Source organism: Shewanella sp. SW1 (assembly GCF_025653545.1).
GTDB lineage: Bacteria > Pseudomonadota > Gammaproteobacteria > Enterobacterales > Shewanellaceae > Shewanella > Shewanella oncorhynchi.
Genome location: NZ_JAKKSG010000024.1, coordinates 1 through 17,541, shown reverse-complemented (window position 1 = coordinate 17,541; position 17,541 = coordinate 1). Strand labels below are relative to the sequence as shown.

Sequence of the window (17,541 nt, the reverse complement as noted above, 5' to 3'; positions counted from 1 at the left end):
GCCATAGCGGGATCATTCCCTATGACGGCGTTCTTGGCTTTGAGTTGATCGACCTTGGTTATGTTCTACCGAGCGAGCGGTTTGCGCATTTTGGCGTGGCTCACTTTGTCTCACTCTCACTTCTTCGTGTTGTCTAGGCGCCGCTTGTCTTGGTTGTTCAATCCGTTGTGGCTCTGTACGTCTTGTTTCAGGTCGTGGCGTTTCAACTCTTGGGGTCATAGTTCTTGGTTTTTCTTGCCTTTGTGACTGTGCCCTTTGTTGATCGATATTACGCGGCTGTGACTCCCGAGTTTGGTATTGCCTTTGCTGAGGCTCCTTTGATGACATTGGTTTTGACTGCACGGGTCTTGATTGCATGTCATTACGCTCCTTGTGGGTTGGTGTTTGTACCATAGTCGCTGCGCGACGCTCCTTTAACTCGGCTTGTGTTTTCTGATAACTCGGCGTGCGGTTATCACGTTCACGGCTGACGTTGTGATAGTCTTTATTATCACGACTTTTATTGCCCTGATTACTCATATTACCCAGATTACTATGGGTATCTTGGCGTTCTTTAGACTTCGAATATTGGCTATTGAAGTGCTGTTTACTGCCGCTTGAGTGTGAATCTCTGCCGCGATATTTATCATCATGGTAATAGCGTTGTTTCACCACTGGATTGTGATAACTCACACCGCGTCTATGTTCGGGTTTATGTTTCCAAGGTTGTGCGCCATGGCTAACACTGTATCTTTCCCGTGGGCGATATCGGTGTGAATGGCGATAGTCGATCACCACCACTTTATGGTTGTGCCAGTGGAACGAACTGAAGAAGTAGTTAAAGGAAATATGGATGCCCGGTGACCAGTAGAAATGGTTATGACTCGGACGATAGGGATAGCCAGCATAGCCGCCAAATTCCCAATATACAGGAGGATAAGCCACACCCCAACGCCATGTGCCGTAAACCACGCGTGGATCGTAATAGGGGACGTAGACGATTTCTCGCTTAGCGGGTTCTATGATGATCTGATTGTTGGCGCGTGTAATTGCCATGTTATCCATGTCTGCTAAGCTATTCGCTTTATCAGCCTGTTGTCTTAGGGACTGAATGCTGTTCATCACTTGGCCTTCATCTTCTAAGAAGGCTTCACCGAGTCTTTGAGTCCATTCGAGATCTTCACTCATTTTTTGCAGCAGCGTCGGGAAGGCCAGCAAGGCTTTGACGCTCGGGTCCCAGTCCTGATCTTCGGCTTGCGACATAATTTGGTCGATCGATGATTTGGGGCGCTGGGTTAACCAACGCTGTGCCTGCACTATTTCGAGTGGATAAGTTGAGGCAATAAGTATGTGGGTCAATAAGCTATCGGGATACAGGGCAATAGGCGCCAGCATTTGTTCGAGTTCGGCTTGGCTTGCCGCTGTGCTCGATCCTTGGCTCGCAGATATGCCTGCAGCCTGTGCTGTGGTAGTGAAAGGCAAGGCCACTAATGCCGCCGTTAACACTAGCCAATTCCATCGATGTAGTCTGTTCATGGTTTGCTCCAATAATCCTGTTCGAGGATGTTATGGGCATATTAGGCGTGTGAATATGAACATAAGCTGAAAGTGTTTTGCGGTTAAATATTTATAGCCAAGTTTTAAGAGAAGTAATAAATCTATCACATTGAAAATAAAGACTTAAACTGAGTGTGCAAAGCTGATGCTAAATTTGGCACCACCTAAGGTTTCTGAGCGAGAGATAGAAATTCTGCCGTTATAGCTGTCGACTAAATCGCGCACGATAGCAAGCCCAATACCATTACCTTGAAGGTAGGAGTCTGCGCGAATACCACGTTCAAAGATTTGATTTTGCAGGGCTTCACTGATCCCTGGGCCATCATCTTCGATACAGATTAGCAGTTGATAGGCATCGCCTGTGACCGTTAATGTCACCGTAGACTTCGCGGCTTTACAGGCGTTGTCGAGTAAATTGCCTAGAATTTCAGTCAGATCTGCTTCATCCCCCTTGAATACTGCGTGTTCTACCATCTCGCCGCTGAGATTGATTTGTGGCTCTCGATAAATTTTAGCTAATGTGCGTAATAACTTAGCGGCGACTTCATCGACACGAATACCTAAATGCCACGAGGCCGCCGCTGCGGTTTGGGCGCGTTTTAGCTGGTGGCCAATGATCCTGCTGATCACTGATACTTGCTCACTGGAGGATTCGCTTAAGTCGGCCTGACTCTTGATCACCGCCAGTGGTGTTTTGAGGCTATGGGCTAGGTCGGCCAAGGCATTACGATAGCGTTTTCGTTGGGTTTGTTCGGTATTGAGCAAAATATTAAGCTGCCGAGCAACCGCTTGTAATTCAGTGGGGTACTGGCTACTTAGCTGCATCGACTTACCTTGCTCGACGGAATGTAGCTCTTGGGTAAAGCGTGCTAAAGGCCGCAACGTCCACAGTAACCAACTCAATTGAAACACTAACATGACTAACATTAAGATCAGCAGCCAAGTCCAAAGCTGTTGATTAAACTGATCAATTTGCTGCTGAAATTCTCGCTCATCTTTAATGATGTGGATTGTCACTGGCACGTTTTGATTTTGGCTGGCAAAACTGACACTAAAGCTATAAATCAAATGGAGTTGATCGGCGAGCTCAATTTGCTCAAATGCGCTTTGACCCGTGGCTGGGATGGTAAAATGTGGCGGTGGCGTAATCCCCATAAAAGATTGCGAATGCCACACGATCGTTTTTTTGCCGCTGGCATCTTCAGTGGTCGCAATGGCATACAGCCCTGATTGAATGAGGTTAAAACGATTTTCGAGTACTAATTCTGGGATAGAGATTTGTTTATTCTCGACTTCAGTCACCGCGAGTATCGAATAGACATAGGCACTGAGTTCATTCTTGGTTGCGCTTTTAACTTGTTCAGTAAAGGCATCGTTTAAGGCAACGCCGATCAAGGGTAATAACACTAAGATAAATAATAGCGCGCTGGCAACTAAGCGTGCTTTTAGGGAGTTCAACACTTGCCACGCCATGGCGCGTTTACTCATCGGCTGCTTGCCCGGACGTTAACGCTTTTAGGCGATAACCTTGGCCGCGCAGAGTTTCAATTAAGTTGTATTGATTATCTGGGTCGAGTTTTTTGCGTAACCGGCGGATAAAGACTTCGATAACGTTAGAATCTAAATCAAAATCCTGATCGTAAATATGCTCTGTGAGTACAGTTTTTGATTTGACTTCGCCTTGATGCAACATAAAAAATTCGAATAACTTGTATTCAGAACCACTGAGATTAACCAGTTCTTCGCCTTTATGTACTTCTAGACTGCTGGTGTTAAGGCTAAAGGGGCCGTTGTAGATCAGGGGGCTGGCCTTACCGGCGGAGCGACGGATCAGGGCTTTTAGTCGTGCGATGAGTTCTTGGGGATGGAAAGGTTTCGTCAGATAGTCGTCGGCACCGGCATCGAGTCCTTCAACCTTATCTTGCCAACTGTCCCTTGCGGTTAAAATCAGGATAGGAAAGTCGCGTTTTTGTTCACGCACGCTACGGATCAAGGCGATACCATCGAGTTTAGGTAAACCTACATCGATAATTGCTGCATCATAGTTGTATTCGAGCGCTTGAAATAAGCCTTCTTCACCATCACTCGCCACATCGATACTGTAATGGGCATCGAGGAGATGTTGCTTTAAGTTAGTCTGTAGTTCTATATCATCTTCAACTAGTAACAATCGCATCGTTAGTTCCTCGAGACTCGGCCCGTTGCGGCATCTACTGAAACAGAAAATACTTGGCCATCATTATTGAGGATTTTAATACGATATCCCGATCCGCTGGATTGTACGCTCAATACTTTGCCTTGAAATTGTCGTTGCGCCATTGCCACCGCTTGATCAGGGCTATTGACCGCTAGACGGCGCTGCTCATTCTTCGCACCTTGGTTACGAGGCTGATTGCGATCATCATGTCTATCATTACTTGCTATGCAACCAAAGGAGGCTGATAAGCAAGTGATTAGGGCCAAGGTCAAACCAAGTTTCATATCGGGTACCCGCAATGTTCAGCGATCTTAAGTTAATGAGTGAGATGGATAACTTATCGAGTCGACTAAGAATACCTCATCACCTTAACAAACACATAGAGATCAGCCAATTGGTTGGCACAATTCCTTCAAAATTAACTCTGGCAGTTATTTTGTTATTCGTGACAGAACTGAAGTTCTGTTGGCGAGTCTATCTCTATGCTCGCGCTTGTATCGTTTAAGTTTTGTGAGTGTTACCCATTCCAGATGAACTCGGGCTGAACGTATCTTCTGGCTGAGAACAGTGGGCGTTGATGTTCAGCTTATGTTCACCTTCATTGCACTTTAATAGCTCCAATTTGAACGGGTTATCCATAGGATATTCAAGATGAACATACTCAATAAGCAAGATATGGCAGCCAAAGTTAATATTAAGCTGTTTATGGCAACGGCTATTGCTGCGCTGTTTTTAGCGTCATCTGTCGCTAGCGCTCAGCCCCGCGAACTGGAGTCATCGCAAAGCTTAACGCCATTTACTGCAGCCAGCGTTGGTATTGCCAAAAAAGCAGAAAATAGCGAGCAAGCTGCTGAGCAGGAACAACAAGCTTTAGCTTTGTTACAACATGCCGCGCCCGCAAAAAATGTCACTGAAGTCGCCGCTGCGGCCGTGAAATCCTTGGCGCCAGCAGCCTTATCATCCAAAGCGCCGACGACAAACCGAGTGCAACTTATGGGCGCCTCGCCTATGACGCGTGAGCAAGTAACTGCGAAACATGCGAGCCAAGGGATTCCGAGTTCGAGCGCGACCAGTGAAGATCCCTACCGCGCACCTGTGTATCACAGCTTTTCGATTTTTGATGCCAGCAGTCGTTTGTTTGAAGACTTTGACTACGATGGTTTTTATCAAACGTTTAGCGTGACCTTCGACGTTGATGTCAATGGTGCATATCTTAATGAAAGAGCTGATTTATTTGCCGAGCTTTATCTCAGTCGTGATGGTGGCCCTTGGGTGCATTACTACACCACAGACGTATTTACCATTTACGGCGATTCGACACAGGACGATTACGAAGTGTTGACCACGCTCTACACGGGTTATGCGACGGATCACTATGATGTGTTGATTGATGTGTATGAAGTGGGTTACAGCGATATTGTTGCGACCATTAGCGCCGATGAGACCGATAGTTTGTATGCGCTGCCATTGGAGAGTAGCGATCGAGACAGAGAGCCCGACATTATCGTTGTTGAGGAAAGTGGCGGCGCCTTCTCAGTATTAGGTTTGTTATGTCTTAGTTTGTGTGCGGGGCTGCGGTTGAATCGAACTCGAGCCTAATCGCCCTTATTTCTCTCGGTGTTTATCTGCGGTAAATAGGGCTAGTATGGATGAGTTATTTTAACTAAATGGAGAAAGACATGATTGCTCAAGGTCAAACATTACCTGCTGCCACATTAGGTCAACTGACTAAAGATGGCATGGTGAATCACCAAGTTACCGAATTGTTCGCGGGTAAAAAAGTCGTATTGTTTGCAGTGCCAGGTGCTTTTACTCCAACGTGTTCTGAAGCGCATTTACCTGGCTATGTGGTATTAGCCGATCAATTTAAAGCGAAAGGCGTGGATTTGATTGCCTGTGTTGCTGTGAACGATGCCTTTGTGATGAAAGCGTGGGGCGAAGCACAAAATGCCTCTGAATTAATGATGTTAGCCGATGGCGATGCCAGCTTTACTAAAGCCTTAGGTTTAGAGATGGATACTGCCGGTTTTGGTGGCGTGCGTTCACAACGTTATGCCATGATCATCGATAATGGTGTAGTGACTCTACTGAATGTAGAAGAGCCAAAGGCTTTTGAAGCCAGTAAAGCTGAAGTTGTTTTGGCTGCTATCTAAGCGTATTTAAGACATGAAGTTTGGATGTGACCAAAGCCAGCCATTCATTGGCTGGCTTTAACAAAATCAATTTATTGTATGATTTGAATGTTGTCTGCATCTATGGTCACTTCAGACCAATCTTTATCCACTTCACCACGAATAATGACCTGAGTCTCAGGTGTTACTGTGTTGCCGCGCCATAAATCATCATCAATTTCGACCTTAATATCACCCGTAGCGTCACGGAAAATATAATCATCATGTCCAATGGAAGAAATGATATGGCCCGTTAACTCAATTTGGGCGTCATCACTGGCATTGAGCGCGCTCACCACATCATGAATCACTTGTCTTGCGCTCGGCCCTTGGAAGCCACCCTGTATTTGAGGTTCACCCGTTGTAGGTTGAAAGCCTGCTTGGCTGGCCATAGTCGTGAATGAAAGTGCCATTGCGAAAACGGTAAGAGTCATTTTATTCATCTGTTTGTCCTTTCTATGGTTTTATGTAACTCAGCCTCAATGGCTATTACAGTGTTGCGAGCATAGTGCCAAGACAAGCGTGAAGCGGTTGTGAAGATTGGGTTTGCAACTCAGAATTTGCTAAAACGAGGTTATTTATTCAAGCTAACTTCAGTTAATGGGTATTATCTATAAACTGAACATAAGCCTGATAGCTAGCACCATCGTTTTGGGTTGAAAATGCCCAGCCCATTCGCTCGCAAATACGTTCAATAATAATTAATCCGCAGCCATAGCCTGAAGTATCAGTACTTTGAGTGCTTAGTGGATTCAGTATCCATAATTGGTTGCTTTGCATCGTAATTTCAATGTTTCCGGCACTGTAATTGAAAGCATTTTTAATTAAATTACCTATCACTATGTCAATAAAGCTCAGTGGCGCCTTGATGCTCAAGCAATCTTTAAGCGTTAAGCTGTAGGTGATTTCTTGCTTGGCAAAGTGCTGCGCCATTTCAGCTAAAATGTGTTCAAGGCGTGGTGCTAAATCAATTTGGCTGTAGTGCTGGGATTCAATGTCTTCTTTTCCGAGAAGTAAAAAGGCCTCGGTGAGCGTTTTCATTTGATGCCCTGCGTAATCAATACGTGTAATGGCTTTTTTGACCATTAACTGTTGAGCCTCGGTTGTCGCATTGGGGATTTTTTTGAGCAATTCGACCGAACCTTGGATCACCATAATGGGCGTGCGTAGTTCATGGGAGGCAAAACGGCTAAATTCTTGTTCCCGAGTGAAGTAGGCGGCAATTTTAGCTTTGTTGCTTAATAGGGTTTGCTCAATCTGGCGGGTTTCACGGTATGAAGTACTCGGTGTTGATGTCGGTCTTTTTGGTGATAGTTGATTGATTTTATTTTCAATCTCAGCAAGTGGACTGGATAGCAGACGTACAAAATACAATCCATATGCCATGATAAACAGGAGCAAACCGATCCCCATAATAGAGATCAAAATGTGCATTCTATCTTCATAGCTATCAAGGAAATCGTCCGCGTCATCCTTATAAACCACATACAACAGCCCTTGCCCAGAAGGATGAGCGGATATCAAAAAGTGTTTATCTTCGTCACCCAGTTGATGTTCGTAAAATCCGGTATTTTGATAAGGTTGCAGCCAAGCTGGTACAAACTCTTTGCTCCAATATGTTTTCAATTCATTGATATCGGGGAGCTGTGCTTTATCACCAAACCTTTGATAATTCTTTAGATATTCGCGAGTCTCTGTGGCCAGCGTTTGCTCGAGGCTAATCTTCTCAATTTGTTCTTCGGCGATATAAATGAGGCTCCAAAAAATGGCAAACATCAAGCTAGTTAATACTAAAAAAGTGAGGCGGATTTTTTTATATAAACTCGGAAAATGCTCAGGGGATAAGTCGGTAACCTTGGCCATGGATAGTCTCTAATTTTGAGTCTGAAAAACCTTTATCGAGTGCACTGCGTAAGCTGTATATGTGGCTGCGAAGTGAATCACTCGAAGGTGCATCATCTCCCCATACTGTATCTACCAATTGCTCTTTACTCACGATAGCGGGCGCATGTTTTAGTAACAGTGAAAGAATGGTGCGCTGAATTTTACTGAGCTTAATTTCTTTACCAGCACGGGTAACTTGATGGGTTTGCAAATTTAAACTGATATCACTGAAGCGCAAAATACCCACATCTAAACGTGGGCCACGATTATGCAGTGAATGTAGTCGTAAGCATAATTCTTCCATCGCGAAAGGTTTATTTAAAAAATCATCCCCACCTGATGTAAAAGAATCAATTTTATCCTGCAGACTATCTTTGGCGGTTAAAAATATAATCGGTGTATTACAATAAATTTCTTCACGCAGTTTTTTGACCGTATTAATACCGTCTAATTTAGGCATCATAATATCCATTATGATGACATCGTAATGGTTTTGTTGAATTAAATTGATTGCACTTTCCCCGTGATATGCACAGTCGGCAATAATACCCTCTAGGGTTAAATAATCCATGATTGTCTCAATAACATCATGATTATCATCAACAATTAATACTTTCATCGGTTAATTCATTTCTTCACATTTGCTTGACGATCTTCATACTAAGATGCCCAGCACTGATTTAACAAGACATAATAGGGAAGAAAATGAATAAACTCTTAGTCTGTATTACGGCCATTTTGCTGGCAGGTTGCGGTGGTAATGATTCATCAACAGATACCTCTAAACCCGATCCTATCGTTCCACAACCTACGTTACCCGCAAAAATTAACGGCACAGTAACAAATATTGCTTCTGACAATAATTCGATTACGGTCAACGGATATAATGTCAATATTGCTAATGCTAAGATTCACTATGGTCAACAGCCGTTAGAGGTAAATGCCATTCAAATGGGGATGAGGGTCAAAATTGATAATGAAGGCCAACAGGCTAAAAATGTCATATTAGATCCAAGCCTAGTGGGTGAAATCAGTTCCGTTAATCAAAATACTATTGCCGTTAATGGGATTAATTTAGTCGTTAAACCAGCGGACGCGACTCAGTATAAAGTAGGCGATTGGGTGGCGGTAAATGGTTATCCAACGGTAATGGGAGAATGGCAGGTTAATTCTATAAACCTTATCCCCAATTTTGCGTTTGCTGAAATCGAGGGACGTGTCTCTGGATTAAACAAGGCTGCGCAACAATTCAATATCGGTTCGGCAGTGATTAATTATGCCACCGCACGTTTAGAAGGCAGCTTACAGGAAGGCGCATGGGTTGAAGTGGAAGGCCAGCAAAGTGGTGCTTCATTTTTGGCCTCTGAAGTCGAGGTGGAAGATACGGCGTCTTTTAATGATATGGAGCTAGAAGGGACTATTACTTGGGTCAACCAAGATAAAACGCAGTTTGAGCTTAATGCCCGTACTCGACTCTATGTCACTACAAATACTCAATTTGAAGATGGCAAGCAAGCTAACTTGGTTGAAGGCAAGCTAGTCGATGTAGATATTCAATCTATGCCGCAGGGTTTATGGGCCAGAGAAGTTGAATTTGAAACATCACATGATAATGGTGGAATACCTCCAACCTTAGGTAAAAAGTTCGAGCTAGAAGGTCTGGCGACACTGACTACCAATAATCAGCTACAAATTAATGGATTTACATTTGATATTGATGCCAGAACTCAATTCGATGACGGTTTAACTTTAGCGACACTTGACCAAAAATGGATTCAAATAGAAGGAGTTGAACTCGCAGACAACCAGTGGTTAGTGAAAGAAGTTGACCTTGAAGTGCGAAGCAATGAGCTTGATTTGTCGGGTTTAGTGATGCAAAAGACCTTGTGGGGCTATCAAGCGACTGATGCTTCATTAACGCCATTTGAAGGCAAATGGGTTGATGTCGAATGTCAGTTCGATGGCTCTAATATCCACAATTGTCGAATCGACGATTAAACACAAATAGAGAAATTAAGTGAATAAACGTGCGGTTTTAGGCCGCACGGTTTATTTGGCTTTGCCCAATCCCCAAGCTGGTTTCAATATCTTCTACACTCTGCTGTACTTCTTGGGCGATGACCTCACTCTGCAGTGAACTGGTTTGCGCTTGTTCTTTTAAACTATCCATAGTGCGAACAAATTCATCGAGATAATCGACTTGCTCTTTGGCATTGAGCGAGCCTTGTTTGGCGGTATTAGCCATTTCACTTGCTTGGTTTTGCACCGTTTGCGCCACTTGCCACAGACTCTGAGCACGCAGTTTCTGGCTGCTGGTGGCCTGTGCTATGCCATCGACACTCTCACTGAGGGCATGATTTGATTGGGTCAGTTGTTGCAGAATTTTCACGATCTCATTCAAAGACACTTGGGTGCGTTGGCTTAAATTACGTACTTCATCGGCCACCACGGCAAAGCCGCGACCTTGCTCGCCAGCCCGCGCAGCTTCGATGGCAGCATTAAGGGCGAGTAAGTTAGTTTGTTCGGCAATATTGCCAATCACATCAATGATTTTCGATACATCCGTCACTGAGTTATTTAGGCTTTCAAGGGACGAATGGCACAGACCGACCGCGGTTTGTGTTTGCTCGGTTGCGCTCAATACTGCCTCTGCTTGTGCTTGACTCGACTGCATTTGGCGCATGGTTTCGGCTGCGCTGTCTTCCACAAGTGCCGAAGTGTGGCTCACCTCATTGGCGAGGCTGCGGATATGCTCGGTCTGTGTTTGCGTATCGGCCACAATCGTTTGGGTGTGCTCTGTGTGTTGTGATAGCTGAGTAATGCGCGCCACCAGTTGGCTTAATGATTGAGAAACCTTAGTGATTTGCTGGCGCTGTGCCTCGTCTTCCTGTTCAAACCTGTGCAGTAACTGGTTGAAATGACCTGCGATTTGGCCCGTCTCGCAGCGACGATTAATATCTAAACGCTCGCGGCTGTTCGATTCGCTTAATTTCATAAAAGCTTGGTTGAGACGTTTTAGCGGTTTGACGACGCGATTTTGCTGCAGGATTAAATAACCAATCGCAAACAAGGCCATGATGGAAACCATAGTGTAGAGGATTAGCTGTAACTCATATTTCAGCTGCTGGTTCTTTGCTGCCTGAGCCTCACCTAAGCCAATAAGCTGTTGTTCCACATTGCTAATTGCTTGAATGAGTTGATCTTGCATCTCTTGGTTGGTTTGCTGTAATTGGTGGGTATTGGCGACTTCTTTGTTATATCGATTGGCGAGACTCAGCAGTTCACTGCGGTCACTCTCGCCTATTTCAATTTGTTCCGGTTCGCTGGCACCGAGTGCAAATTCATCGGCTTCTTGCTGTTCATATACGCCGATTAACGGCAGTGCGCTGAGGGAGTCGTGCCACGTATTTAGCTCTTTGCTGGTGCTGTCTAAAATACCCTTGAGCTGCTGATTTTTACCGATCAGATAGCCATCGGTCAGCTGGGAAAGTTGGTAGACGATAGAAGGTAAATCGCGGCTCAATTGCAGATATTGTTCGGCGACCACTGCATTTGTGGCTAAGCCTTTATCGGCATAACTGCCCAGACGACGGTTATAGTCGAGCATTTCAGATTCGGCGTGGGCGAGCAGTTGCCTAGGGTTGCCAGCGAGTTTACCCGCGGCGCGGTACTTGGTATCTAAATCTTGAATGAAGCTACTTAGGCTGGCTTGCAAGTCATTGTCGGTAGCGCCCATGGCTGCGAGGTTAAGCTGCGTGAGCTGGTTTTTAATGGCGCTGAGTTTGGTTTTCGCTTGTTCAAGTTGGCTAGCGTTGCCACTGGCTAAATAGCCATCGAGATCGCGGCGTACACCGACGAGAAAATCCTGCTGAATAGCTTGTAATGTAAGTGTTTGCTGCTCAATTTGTTGCCGCTGATCACTGCTCCACAGCACTACGGCTGCTAGCAATCCCGCGAGCAATAACAACAGGGCAGAAGCAGAAAGCGACAGCGTTGAAATTTTCATTTTGCAATCTTCATAATGGTCAGAGCCAGTAACTGTGCTGAGTTTATGAATTTAAGGTGACATTAATATGACAAGTGCTCACTTGGATGTCAGCGTTGTCATTTGATTTGTAAATATGTGATCTCGCGTTATTCCAGCGGCAGCCACACTTGGGCTTTTAAACCGCCTTCGGCGCGGTTGGAGAGGGTAATTTGCCCTTGGTGTCTGTCGATAATCCGTTTGATAATGGCGAGGCCTAGGCCCGAACCAACACTACCACGGGCGATATCACCTTGGGTAAAAGGTTGAAATAGTTTGGTAATTTGCGACTCATCGATCCCTGGTCCATTATCTTCAACACTAAAACCGATACGCTTGCCATCGAACTGTGAGCTAATGCGGATCCAGCCAGAACCATAGCGAAAGGCATTTTCGACTAAATTACTCAGTACCCGTTTAATGGCAATCGCTTGAAATTGTGCTTCTGGGCAGTCAGTTAACACCACTTCAATTTCGCCGGCGCGATTGGCCTCTGCTTGAGCGACATCTTGAATAAGTTTATTGATTTGGCCTAGCTCACGGCTAGTTTCCTGATCTTGGCGAATATACGCAATAAATTGGCTGATGATGGCGTCCATATCTTCGATATCATTGACTATGCCATCTTTAAGATATTGATCTTCCTCAACCATCATCTCAGAGGCGAGGCGAATACGGGTGAGCGGTGTGCGCAAGTCGTGGGAGATCCCCGCCATCAATAGCGCTCTATCCTGCTCCAGTTGCTTCATGCTGTGTGCCATCTGGTTGAAAGCATTGGTAACTTCGACAATTTCACTCGAACCTTTTAGCGGCAAGGGATCGGGAAATTCACCGCGGGAGACTGAAATCGCAGCTTTTTGTAGTCGCCTAAGTGGGCGGTTTTGCTGGCGAGCAAACCACCATCCCCCAGCGACACTGAGTGCGCCAATCACCATTAAATAAAGGGTGAGTGGCGAAAGATCTGAAACATTTTGGCCGATAAGTGGCACTTTTATCCAAATTGAGGGCGCCTGTGGCGGACGGATCCAAATCTGTAATACGCTGCCATGGGTGACGCGGACTTCGGCATCGCCACCAAGATATTCCGACATCTGCGATGACCAGAAACCATAGTAAGTGGCTTGCTCAATCCCCGCTTCATGGGCTTGCTGTTGATTGTAGATTTTCATGCCATCGTCGTGGACTTTGGCATTAAGGGCATCGACTATGGTTAAGTGTTCGCGGCCAATATCTATGCCATCGACAAACAGCAATTTGACTTGGCGAGCGATTAACTGATTGATTTGTTGGTAACTTGGCTTAAGTACATAGACGGCGACCGTGACGTAAGATACCAGCTGATTGATCAGTAATAGGCAACCAATCAGCATCACGGTTTGACTAAATGCGCTGCGAGGAACAAACCGCCACCAAAACTTAGGTTTCATCGTGGGCTCAATAACCGCAGTAGATTAAGATGGCAACGCGGCTCATCGACGCGCGGCGCCATCGGGCACAAACACATAACCTAATCCCCACACCGTTTGAATGTAGCGAGGATTCGCGGGATCTTTCTCGATTAAGCGGCGCAGACGTGACACTTGCACGTCGATGGAGCGTTCTAGCGCCGAATAATCGCGGCCACGGGCGAGGTTCATCAACTTATCCCGAGACAAGGGTTCGCGTGGATGGGTGACGAGCACTTTAAGTACGGCAAACTCACCGCTAGTGAGCGCAATCGATTCGTCGCCGTGGTACATCTCACGGGTCGCTAAATCCAGCGAGAACTCACCGAAGCTAATCTGTGCTTCCTGCTGAGCGGGCGCACCGGGCACATCTTGGGTTTGGCGACGCATCACGGCTTTGATCCGCGCAAGTAATTCCCGTGGATTGAAAGGTTTTGGCAGATAATCGTCAGCGCCCAACTCTAAACCAATAATGCGGTCGACTTCATCGCCCTTGGCCGTCAGCATCACGATCGGAATGGGGTTACCTTGCTGGCGCAGCCTACGACAGATAGACAGGCCATCTTCACCGGGCAACATCAAGTCGAGCACGAGTAAATGGAAGTTTTCACGTTCTAATAGGCGGTCCATCTGCTCGGCATTGGCCGCGCTGCGCACCTGATAACCTTGCTCCATCAGGTAACGCTCGAGTAACGCTCGCAGGCGCATATCATCATCGACGACGAGGATTTTCGAGGTTTCTTGTCCCATGGGATGTCCTTTAATTGCTCAGATTGGTGCTTATTCTACTGACGAGAAACAGTTAAGATTAACCAACTGGCTGAAATTGAAAACGAATCTGCCTAATATAGCCGCATTCAACCAAGGCGACTAGCTCACCTTAGTAACTTGAATGCGATAAATGCTGACATTGATTGCCCAATGTTAATACTAAGCAAATGAAATTGCATGGGAATACTCGCGTTTATTCACGCTATAGCTGAAATTGTAACTAAATTGGCATCAGCAAAAGAGGTGATTTAAAAGCCATTATGCACAGAGATGATTTAGTGAGTTAACTTTAGCGTCCAGTCTGAGTATCATCAGTCCAATATATTATCCCGCATCAATTGTGGTCGTTTAATCCAACGATTGAGTAAAGAGTATGAAAGCGCATTTGATCACCCGTCAGGGTTGGCAAACTTTAGATAAAGAATTGAAGTATTTGTGGAAAGAATATCGGCCGCAAATCACCCTTAAAGTCCAAGAAGCGGCGGCGCAGGGCGACCGTAGTGAAAACGCGGATTTGGGATTAGTAGCTCTTTTACTGTACTAATGTACTTTAGCCTTTGAAATGGTTAAATAAAAAAATAGTACCATACTCTTTATGATGTACTATTTTTGGCAAATGTTGCCTTGAAAATGTTCATGACAACCTTGAGCTGATCGCCTATCTTTGCGCAGGGCATTCTTTCATTAGAAATTCTTCAAATACATTTTCTCCAAACGTGATTTGAGGCGCATTCAGCTATCTAAAAATTGCGCAAATTTTAGTAATGCAACAAAGTAACTAAAGTGTTGATGGTGATTCATTAGCTCTAATTCATGAACGCTATAGACCTAAATGGAGAAGTGCCATTAAAGCGGCTGTTCAAATAGATATTGCCTTTAGTGTATTTTAGATTCTTGAGGGTTACGTAAATTCAGCATCGTATGATTAAAATAAAAACCGCCCTAACAGATTGGCTTGTCAGAAGTCTTAATCGAATTGTGACTTGGCTAGAACGCAATAACGGCTCCACTGATATGCAATCGAAGTTTGTAGACCTTGCGCCAACTGATGAGGCCGACAAAGGTGGCGTATATTCCAAAGCGATTTTATTTGCGACGAACAATGCTAAGGTCTTCAATATTGCCTTAACTGGCCCCTATGGTTCTGGAAAGAGCAGCATAATCCAATCCTTCTTGAAAAAGTATCGGAGAAATGCACTTCATATCTCTTTAGCTTCTTTCGTTCCTGAAGCTGATTCGGTTACAGGAAAGGTAAGCCGTCAAGAGATTGAGAGAAGTATTTTGCAGCAAATATTGTACGGTGCTGACGCAAATAAACTTCCTCTATCGCGGTTCAAAAGAATCCAGTCGCCTGGTGTTTGGTCACTTTTTAAATCTCTTTACATCATGCTTGGAATTCTCGCACTTTTGTATGTATTTCATCAGCGAGAAGATATCATCAGCGGTAAATTTTTCATTCCGTTCGAGCTCAGCAATTGGTTCCATCTGGGGATATTCTTGTTCGCGGTAACATTTCTTTGGGCGATACTGCATCACTTTTATGTGGCAAGTTTCGGTTTGTCACTCAAAAGTATCTCGTTAAAAGACGTTGAGATTAAGCCAGCATCTGATGATCAGGCGTCCATATTGAATCGCCATCTAGACGAAATAGTCTACTTTTTCCAATCAACCAAATACGATCTTGTCATTATTGAGGATTTAGACCGATTTAATAATGCGGATATTTTCGTCACACTGCGTGAAATTAATAGTCTTGTAAACGAAAACGCAGGTGTGAAACGCACGATCAGATTCCTATACGCCTTGCGTGACGACATGTTTGTCAACACTGAACGAACCAAGTTCTTTGAGTTCATCATTCCCGTCATACCTATCATCAACACATCGAATTCGATCGACATGGTATTGGATCAGGGAAGGAGACTTGAGCTCGACGGACGACTTGAACGGCAGTTTCTGAGAGAGGTATCACGATACCTGAACGACCTGAGGTTGATTCGAAATATCTTTAATGAATTCGCTATTTATGTAGCTAATTTGGAAACTACTGGGGAGAATCTGCTTGATGCTAACAAACTTCTTGCGATCCTTATCTATAAAAATGTTTATCCAAGTGACTTTGAGCAACTGCATCGCGGCGCGGGTAATCTCGCTAAAGTATTAAACTTAAAAGACGAACTTATTAGGTCTGCAGAAGTGACATATAGGGCCGAGATCACGGGGCTTGAAGAGCGGCTTGAAATCGCCGAGCGACAGACGCCTTCTGATTTGAGAGAGTTGCGGCAAATTTATGCCATGGCTCTAGTTGAGATTGTTCCAGCAAATGTTACCAACATCAGTCATGATCTGCAAACATGGACCTCGATTCAGCAGTTGGTCAGCCACAATGCGTTCGATCAACTAATTGAGGCGACTTATCTAACCTACCGCAACAACCATAATCAACAATTTCAGATTAATATCTCCAAATTGCAAAGTGAGGTGGATCCTCAGAAATCTTATCAACAGCGCAAAGTGGAGATAGAAAGTAAGTTGGCTGATAATAAGCATAAGAACTTGCGTAAAGTAAGTGAGCTCAGAACAAAGATTGCAACGATACGCACAACTAAGTTAAATGAGCTGTTACGTTTGAACAAAAACAGCGTGCAGGATTATTTCGAAACCCTTGGGGAAAACGGAGAACTTGCCCGTTTTCTGCTCCTAGAAGGCCATATTGACGATACTTACTATCAATACACCTCACTCTTTCACTCTGGTCGTTTGTCACCCAATGACAACAAATTTCTGATCCAGATACGGGCATTCATCACTCCAGAGCCAGGTTTCCCACTCGATAATCCGCAAGAAGTTATTGCAGCTATGCGAGATGAGGATTTCAGGCAAAGCTATGTCTTAAACGTCAAGCTTGTTGATTGTCTTTTGGCGGAACGTAGCCGTTACGCCGACCAAACACAAAAGCTTTTCCTGTATCTCTCGTCGAAGTTTGAGAGCTGCGAAGACTTTTTAGATTCCTATTACACAAGTGGTTGTAATATTGAAGGACTTCTTTTAGGACTAGCCAACGTATGGGATGGTTTTGTCCCAGCAATCATAGCTAGCCCTAACAATCTCTCCCATGCCACACAATTGGTCGCGAGCCTATCTGAGAACTCGCTTAAAATTCTCGCGAGGGATTTTGACGAGCTACAAGAATTTGTTTCGGAGAATCTTCCAGATATTCTGGTTAATTTACCTGAACTAGCACCGGAACGCCTTGCATGCCTTTGTAGTGGCACACTGAATTTGGCCACCTAATAAGAAATGTTATGATCCACTCATAACCCATTTAGGTGACAACATGAATAAAAGTAAACGTGCACGATATAGTGCTGCAATTAAGCTCGAAACCGCTCAATTAGTCATAGATCAAGATTACACACAAGAAGCGGCGGCGAAAGCCATGAACGTGGGTAAATCAACGGTCAGTAAGTGGGTAACACAGCTTCAGGTTGAGCGCCAAGGGCTTGCTCCTAA

General features: G+C 44.8%; 15 protein-coding genes and 1 pseudogene. 6 read left to right on the top strand and 10 right to left on the bottom strand.

Features of this window, described 5'->3' with window-relative positions; translation table 11 throughout:
- Window positions 1-12: 12 nt before the first annotated feature.
- From L5M71_RS19030 to L5M71_RS19015, 4 genes are all read right to left on the bottom strand, one after another.
- The gene (locus L5M71_RS19030; protein WP_263209032.1) at window positions 13-1,515 is read right to left on the bottom strand and encodes a DUF3300 domain-containing protein; all 1,503 of its coding nucleotides are present in this window, start codon (window positions 1,513-1,515) and stop codon (window positions 13-15) included.
- A 144-nt stretch (window positions 1,516-1,659) separates the two neighbouring features.
- A complete protein-coding gene (locus L5M71_RS19025) occupies window positions 1,660-3,024 on the bottom strand; it encodes an ATP-binding protein (RefSeq protein WP_263209030.1) in 1,365 nt (454 codons plus the stop codon).
- Window positions 3,017-3,712: a response regulator transcription factor gene (locus L5M71_RS19020; protein WP_263209028.1), complete on the bottom strand. Its 696-nt coding sequence runs from the start codon at window positions 3,710-3,712 to the stop codon at window positions 3,017-3,019. The genes L5M71_RS19025 and L5M71_RS19020 overlap by 8 nt, the downstream gene beginning before the upstream one ends.
- A gap of 2 nt (window positions 3,713-3,714) precedes the next feature.
- On the bottom strand, window positions 3,715-4,017 hold the full coding sequence (locus L5M71_RS19015) for a PepSY domain-containing protein (RefSeq protein WP_263209026.1): 303 nt from the start codon (window positions 4,015-4,017) through the stop codon (window positions 3,715-3,717).
- Window positions 4,018-4,384: 367 nt separating this feature from the next.
- On the opposite strand from L5M71_RS19015, the gene L5M71_RS19010 reads away from it, so the two are divergent.
- Together L5M71_RS19010 and L5M71_RS19005 are read left to right on the top strand one after the other, a co-directional pair.
- Window positions 4,385-5,332: a choice-of-anchor H family protein gene (locus L5M71_RS19010; RefSeq protein ID WP_263209023.1), complete on the top strand. Its 948-nt coding sequence runs from the start codon at window positions 4,385-4,387 to the stop codon at window positions 5,330-5,332.
- A gap of 80 nt (window positions 5,333-5,412) precedes the next feature.
- Window positions 5,413-5,886, top strand: a complete 474-nt coding sequence (locus L5M71_RS19005) for a peroxiredoxin (RefSeq protein WP_113940228.1) — start codon at window positions 5,413-5,415, stop codon at window positions 5,884-5,886.
- A gap of 71 nt (window positions 5,887-5,957) precedes the next feature.
- On the opposite strand, the gene L5M71_RS19000 is transcribed toward L5M71_RS19005, so the two are convergent.
- The 3 genes from L5M71_RS19000 to L5M71_RS18990 all read right to left on the bottom strand — a co-directional run bounded on the left by L5M71_RS19000 (window position 5,958) and on the right by L5M71_RS18990 (window position 8,407).
- A complete protein-coding gene (locus tag L5M71_RS19000) occupies window positions 5,958-6,347 on the bottom strand; it encodes a YgiW/YdeI family stress tolerance OB fold protein (RefSeq protein WP_263209021.1) in 390 nt (129 codons plus the stop codon).
- 154 nt (window positions 6,348-6,501) lie between these two features.
- Window positions 6,502-7,767 (bottom strand): sensor histidine kinase, encoded by a 1,266-nt coding sequence (locus tag L5M71_RS18995; RefSeq protein WP_263209019.1) that lies wholly within the window; start codon window positions 7,765-7,767, stop codon window positions 6,502-6,504.
- Window positions 7,739-8,407: a response regulator transcription factor gene (locus L5M71_RS18990; protein WP_131525518.1), complete on the bottom strand. Its 669-nt coding sequence runs from the start codon at window positions 8,405-8,407 to the stop codon at window positions 7,739-7,741. Before L5M71_RS18990 ends, L5M71_RS18995 begins: the two co-directional genes overlap by 29 nt.
- A gap of 86 nt (window positions 8,408-8,493) precedes the next feature.
- On the opposite strand from L5M71_RS18990, the gene L5M71_RS18985 reads away from it, so the two are divergent.
- Window positions 8,494-9,786 (top strand): DUF5666 domain-containing protein, encoded by a 1,293-nt coding sequence (locus tag L5M71_RS18985; protein WP_263209017.1) that lies wholly within the window; start codon window positions 8,494-8,496, stop codon window positions 9,784-9,786.
- A 37-nt stretch (window positions 9,787-9,823) separates the two neighbouring features.
- Here the strand turns inward: L5M71_RS18985 and L5M71_RS18980 are convergent, their stop codons facing one another.
- The 3 genes from L5M71_RS18980 to ompR form a co-directional block, all read right to left on the bottom strand.
- Window positions 9,824-11,794, bottom strand: a complete 1,971-nt coding sequence (locus L5M71_RS18980) for a methyl-accepting chemotaxis protein (protein ID WP_263209015.1) — start codon at window positions 11,792-11,794, stop codon at window positions 9,824-9,826.
- Between the two features lie 128 nt (window positions 11,795-11,922).
- Window positions 11,923-13,239, bottom strand: a complete 1,317-nt coding sequence (envZ, locus tag L5M71_RS18975) for a two-component system sensor histidine kinase EnvZ (RefSeq protein WP_131525521.1) — start codon at window positions 13,237-13,239, stop codon at window positions 11,923-11,925.
- Window positions 13,240-13,281: 42 nt separating this feature from the next.
- On the bottom strand, window positions 13,282-14,007 hold the full coding sequence (ompR, locus tag L5M71_RS18970) for a two-component system response regulator OmpR (RefSeq protein ID WP_006079507.1): 726 nt from the start codon (window positions 14,005-14,007) through the stop codon (window positions 13,282-13,284).
- Between the two features lie 394 nt (window positions 14,008-14,401).
- Here ompR and L5M71_RS18965 point away from each other — a divergent pair.
- The 3 genes and pseudogenes from L5M71_RS18965 to L5M71_RS18955 all read left to right on the top strand — a co-directional run.
- Window positions 14,402-14,542: pseudogene (locus L5M71_RS18965) on the top strand (transcription elongation factor GreB); the annotation flags it as partial.
- 407 nt (window positions 14,543-14,949) lie between these two features.
- A complete protein-coding gene (locus L5M71_RS18960) occupies window positions 14,950-17,322 on the top strand; it encodes a hypothetical protein (RefSeq protein WP_263209011.1) in 2,373 nt (790 codons plus the stop codon).
- Between the two features lie 43 nt (window positions 17,323-17,365).
- Window positions 17,366-17,541 (top strand): transposase (locus L5M71_RS18955; RefSeq protein ID WP_263209139.1); only part of this gene is annotated, 176 nt, incomplete at its 3' end.